Source organism: Calditrichota bacterium (assembly GCA_014359355.1).
Taxonomy (GTDB): domain Bacteria; phylum Zhuqueibacterota; class Zhuqueibacteria; order JANLFK01; family Oleimicrobiaceae; genus Oleimicrobium.
In genome coordinates, this window is the sequence record JACIZP010000357.1 from 1 (window position 1) to 4,328 (window position 4,328).

Genomic DNA, 4,328 nt, shown 5'->3' on the forward strand with positions numbered 1-4,328 from the left:
GCGGCCGAGTGGAGGTGTTCGGCAGCGGTGGTGGCGAGAGGCTCGCGCTCCGGGTGGGCGTGCCCTTCCTTGGCCGCATTCCGCTCGATCCACACGTAGCGGAGTCTGGTGACCAGGGGAAGCCCTTCGCGGCCTACCTGCAGCAATCGCCCGTGGCGCAGGAGTTCCAGGCCATCGTGGAAAAGGTCCTGGCCGCCACCAAGGGAGAGGGAGAAGACCAGGAGCCGGAAGGCGGAGCTGCGCAGGCCCGAGAGGCCCCCTCGGGCTCTTGATCCCTTGCCACCTTGAGACTCATCCCGGTATGCCCTCTCCCTGAATGACCCAAAGGCCTGAGGAGTCGTCGTCCCTTGTGGCCTGGGGCACCCCTTGTCCTTGCCCGGGCGCTGGGCAGAGCAGCAGCCGGCCGGTGCACGCCTTTCTGCCAAAAACACCTTGTTTGCGCAGTTCGTTTTTAGTAAATTTAGCGGCCGTTCTGGGCACAGCCATGTTCCAGGAAATCGCCACCAAATTTGACGCGGTCATCAGGAAGCTGCGCGGCCACGGCAAGCTCACCGAAAAGAACATTGCCGAGACTATGCGTGAGGTGCGCCGCGTGCTCCTTGAGGCCGACGTCAACTACCGGGTGGTAAAGGACTTTATTGACCACGTGCAGCAGAGGGCCCTTGGCGTGGAGGTGATGCGCAGTGTCACGCCAGGGCAGTTGGTGGTCAAGATCATCCACGATGAGCTGACGGCGCTCATGGGCGGAAGCGAAGAGCCCCTGCGCCTCAGCCGTTGGCCCAGCGTGGTTGTGCTCGTCGGTCTGCAGGGTTCAGGCAAGACGACCTTCGCCGGCAAGCTGGCGCGCCACCTTCGTCAGCGGGGGCGCAACCCTCTCCTGGTTGCCGCCGATGTGCGTCGCCCTGCAGCCATCACGCAGCTGGAGGTGGTGGGCAAGGCGGTGGATTGCCGCGTGTTCAGCGCCCAGGCCGATGCAGTGGCCATCTGCACACAAGCGCTGCAGTTCGCGCGGCAGAATGGCTTCGATGTGGTGATCATCGACACCGGTGGGCGCCTCCACATCGACGAGGAGCTCATGGAGGAGTTGGTGGCCATCAAGAAGGCCACCTCGCCGGAGGAAGTGCTCCTGGTGGCTGATGGCATGACCGGACAGGACGCGGTCAACGCCGCCACGGCGTTCAACGAGCGCCTGGACATCACTGGCGTGGTGCTCACCAAGATGGACGGCGACGCACGCGGCGGTGCAGCCATGTCCGTGCGTGCGGTCACCGGCAAGCCCATCAAGTTCCTCAGCGTGGGCGAAAAGCTCGACGCCCTGGAGAAGTTTCATCCAGAACGGATGGCTTCGCGCATTCTGGGCATGGGCGATGTGGTCACCCTGGTGGAGCGCGCTCAGGAGGCCCTCGACCGCGAAAAGGCCGAGCGCCTGGAAAAGAAGCTGCGCCGCCAGGAGTTCACGTTAGAGGACTTTTACGACCAGCTGCAGCAGTTGAAGAAGATGGGGCCACTGGAGGAGGTAATGGGCATGCTGCCGGGCTTCGGCCGCTTGCCCCTGCGTAACCTCACCCTCGATGAGCGGTCGATGGTCAAGACCGAGGCCATCATCAACTCGATGACCCCGGAGGAACGGCGACGGCCGCACATCATCAACGGCAGCCGCAGGCGACGCATCGCTCGCGGCAGTGGCACCACCGTGCAAGACGTCAACCGTGTGCTGCGCCAATTCGAAATGGTGCAGCGCATGGTCAAACAGATGAGCAGACCTGGCAGGCACATGGGCAGAACCTTGGGGCTTCCCTGAGGATTGCCCCCTGCCGTCATGGACGCAAGGAGGATTGATTTGGCAGTACGACTACGCTTGGCGCGTGCCGGCAAGAAAAAGCAACCGTTCTATCGCATCGTGGCCGTGGATTCCCGCAAAGCCCGCGACGGGATGTGCGTGGAACGGCTCGGCTACTACAACCCGTTGACCTCACCCCCGCAGGTGGAGGTGAATGAGGAACGCGTGAACTATTGGCTCGACTGCGGGGCACAGCCATCGGACACTGTGCGCAGCCTCCTCTCCCGCAAAGGCATCCTCTTGCGCCGGGACCTGATCAAGAAGGGTTTTGATTCGGCGCGGATCGAAGAGGAATTGAAAAAGTGGGAAGTGCTCCAGATTGAGCGTCGTCGTCGCCTGGAGGCCAAGGAGGCGGAAAAGCGCGCAGCGGCGGCAGAAGAGGTCGAAAAAGCCGAGGCACAGGCGGCGCCCGAACCGGAAGCGCCTGCAGAGGCAGCACCGGCTGAAGGTGCCGAAGAGCCGGCCCCCGAGGCGTAGGCGCACGCAGAGCGCCAGGCCACGCACGTGTGATGAGCCGTGGCTGTCCTGGCCGGGAGGCATAGATGCAGAGGTCAGGGCAAGAGCCTGAACAACCATCCGGGGCGAGTAAGACTCGCTTCGTGGTGATTGGCACGGTGGCTCGGGCCCACGGCGTGCGCGGCGAGCTGCTGATTACCCCGCATACCGATGACCCGGGCAGATTTGCTCTTCTGCGCGAAGCATACCTGCAGCTCCAAGACGGGCGCCGTTCGCGGGTCACGGTGATCGGGGCAAGGGTGAGTAACAAGGGCGTGCTCTTGCGCCTGGCCGAGGTGGGCGACCGCACCGCGGCAGAGACGCTCGTGGGCGCCGACATTGTCATTAGCCGCGAACAGTGTCTGCCGCTGCCGCCCGATAGCTACTACATCTTTGACCTGCTGGGCATGGCGGTGCACACCACGGCAGGACGCCTGCTGGGAACGCTCGAGGAGGTAGTTGACTTCCCGGCGAACGACGTGTGGGTGGTGCGCAACGCCGGGCGCGAATACCTGATACCCGCCATCAAGGAGGTTGTCAAGAAGGTCGACTGCGAGCAACGGGTGGTCATCATCGAGCCCATCGCCGGGCTGATCGATGAGGAGCCGTAGAATGCAGATCCACGTCATCACGGCCTTCCCAAGCCTGTTGCACGGCCCGCTGGATGAGAGCATCATCAAGCGGGCGCGCGAGCGGAACATCGTGCAGATCTACGTGCACGACCTGCGCGACTTTACCACCGACAAGCATCGCAGCGTCGATGACTACCCTTATGGCGGCGGGCCGGGCATGGTGCTTAAACCGGAGCCCATCTTTCGCTGTGTGGACCACATTTTGGCAGAGTACGGCCTGCAGCAGCCGCGCATTATCTTGATGACCCCACAAGGGGAACGCTACACGCAGAGGATGGCCATCGCCCTTTCCACGGTGGAGGCGATGATCATCATCTGCGGACATTACAAAGGGGTGGACGAACGCGTGCGCTTGGCGCTGGTCACCGACGAGATTTCCATCGGCGACTATGTGCTCAGCGGCGGCGAGCTGCCCGCAGCCGTGGTGATCGATTCGGTAGTCAGGCTGCTGCCTGGAGCGATTAGTGATCCGCTCTCGGCAGAGGGAGACTCATTTCACCGCGGCATGCTCGACCACCCGCACTACACCAGACCAGAGGAATTCCGTGGCATGCGCGTGCCGGAGGTCTTGTTGTCTGGTAACCATGCCGCTATCGAGCGCTGGCGGCGGGAGCAGGCACTGGAGCAAACCCGGCGCCGGCGAAAAGACCTGTTGCAGGGATTGGACAACGAATAGTGGCCGACGGCCACATCAACGGGAGGCTGTGCAATGAACAAGGCGGACCTGATCACCGCAGGGCAACTGAAAGAAGACATCCCCGACTTTAAGGCTGGCGACACAGTTGCCGTGCACGTGAAAGTGATCGAAGGGGATAAGGAGCGTATCCAGATCTTCAAAGGGGTGGTGCTGCAGCGCCGTGGCGCAGGCATCAACGAGACCTTCACCGTGCGCAAGGTATCTGACGGCGTGGGTGTGGAACGGGTCTTCCCCCTACACTCTCCGCGCATTGCCAAGATCGAACTGGTGAGGCGTGGGCGCGTGCGGCGTGCTAAGCTGTTCTACCTGCGCAAGCTCATGGGCAAGGCGGCCCGCATCGAGGAAGAGCGCTGAACCTAACCCCGGGGTGCTCCCACTTGGACCATTATCGTCGCGGCGATAATGGTTTTTCTTTGTCCGAACGCTTGTGGAGCGCTCTGGTCACGCGGAGGATACCATGCAGGAGGAGACCTCGCCCCGGCAGATCCCCGGCCCGCAAAGCATGCGCCTCATGCAGCAGAAGCAGGAGGAGCTACCACCCGCGGCATACACGCTGACCCCCATCTTCGTCGCGGAGGCGCACGGCGCCCAGGTGGTCGACGTGGACGGCAATCGCTTCATAGACTTTGCCGGGGGGATAGGCGTGCTCAATGTCGGGCACGCT

The 4,328-nt window shown here is 62.9% G+C and carries 7 protein-coding genes; all 7 read left to right on the forward strand.

Translation table 11 applies throughout. From position 1 onward, the window contains the following. The coding region (locus H5U38_14955; protein MBC7188322.1) for a P-loop NTPase at positions 1-272 on the forward strand (272 nt) is incomplete at its 5' end. Between the two features lie 212 nt (positions 273-484). Beyond that, a complete protein-coding gene (ffh, locus tag H5U38_14960; GenBank protein MBC7188323.1) occupies positions 485-1,801 on the forward strand; it encodes a signal recognition particle protein in 1,317 nt (438 codons plus the stop codon). 39 nt (positions 1,802-1,840) lie between these two features. Beyond that, on the forward strand, positions 1,841-2,317 hold the full coding sequence (rpsP, locus tag H5U38_14965) for a 30S ribosomal protein S16 (protein MBC7188324.1): 477 nt from the start codon (positions 1,841-1,843) through the stop codon (positions 2,315-2,317). Between the two features lie 65 nt (positions 2,318-2,382). Then, complete coding sequence (rimM, locus tag H5U38_14970) at positions 2,383-2,946, forward strand: 16S rRNA processing protein RimM (protein MBC7188325.1); 564 nt, start codon at positions 2,383-2,385, stop codon at positions 2,944-2,946. Position 2,947: 1 nt separating this feature from the next. Continuing rightward, on the forward strand, positions 2,948-3,643 hold the full coding sequence (gene trmD / locus H5U38_14975) for a tRNA (guanosine(37)-N1)-methyltransferase TrmD (GenBank protein MBC7188326.1): 696 nt from the start codon (positions 2,948-2,950) through the stop codon (positions 3,641-3,643). Between the two features lie 33 nt (positions 3,644-3,676). Further along, entirely contained in the window at positions 3,677-4,018 is a 342-nt protein-coding gene (rplS, locus tag H5U38_14980) for a 50S ribosomal protein L19 (GenBank protein MBC7188327.1), read from the forward strand. A gap of 103 nt (positions 4,019-4,121) precedes the next feature. Beyond that, a partial coding sequence (locus H5U38_14985; GenBank protein ID MBC7188328.1) for an aminotransferase class III-fold pyridoxal phosphate-dependent enzyme occupies positions 4,122-4,328 on the forward strand: 207 nt, incomplete at its 3' end.

Excerpts from the sequence above, each read along its gene's own strand:
- rplS (MBC7188327.1), top strand. The coding sequence starts at position 3,677 with ATGAACAAGGCGGACCTGATCACCGCAGGGCAACTGAAAGAAGACATC.
- ffh (MBC7188323.1), top strand. The coding sequence starts at position 485 with ATGTTCCAGGAAATCGCCACCAAATTTGACGCGGTCATCAGGAAGCTG.
- trmD (MBC7188326.1), top strand. The coding sequence starts at position 2,948 with ATGCAGATCCACGTCATCACGGCCTTCCCAAGCCTGTTGCACGGCCCG.
- rimM (MBC7188325.1), top strand. The coding sequence starts at position 2,383 with ATGCAGAGGTCAGGGCAAGAGCCTGAACAACCATCCGGGGCGAGTAAG.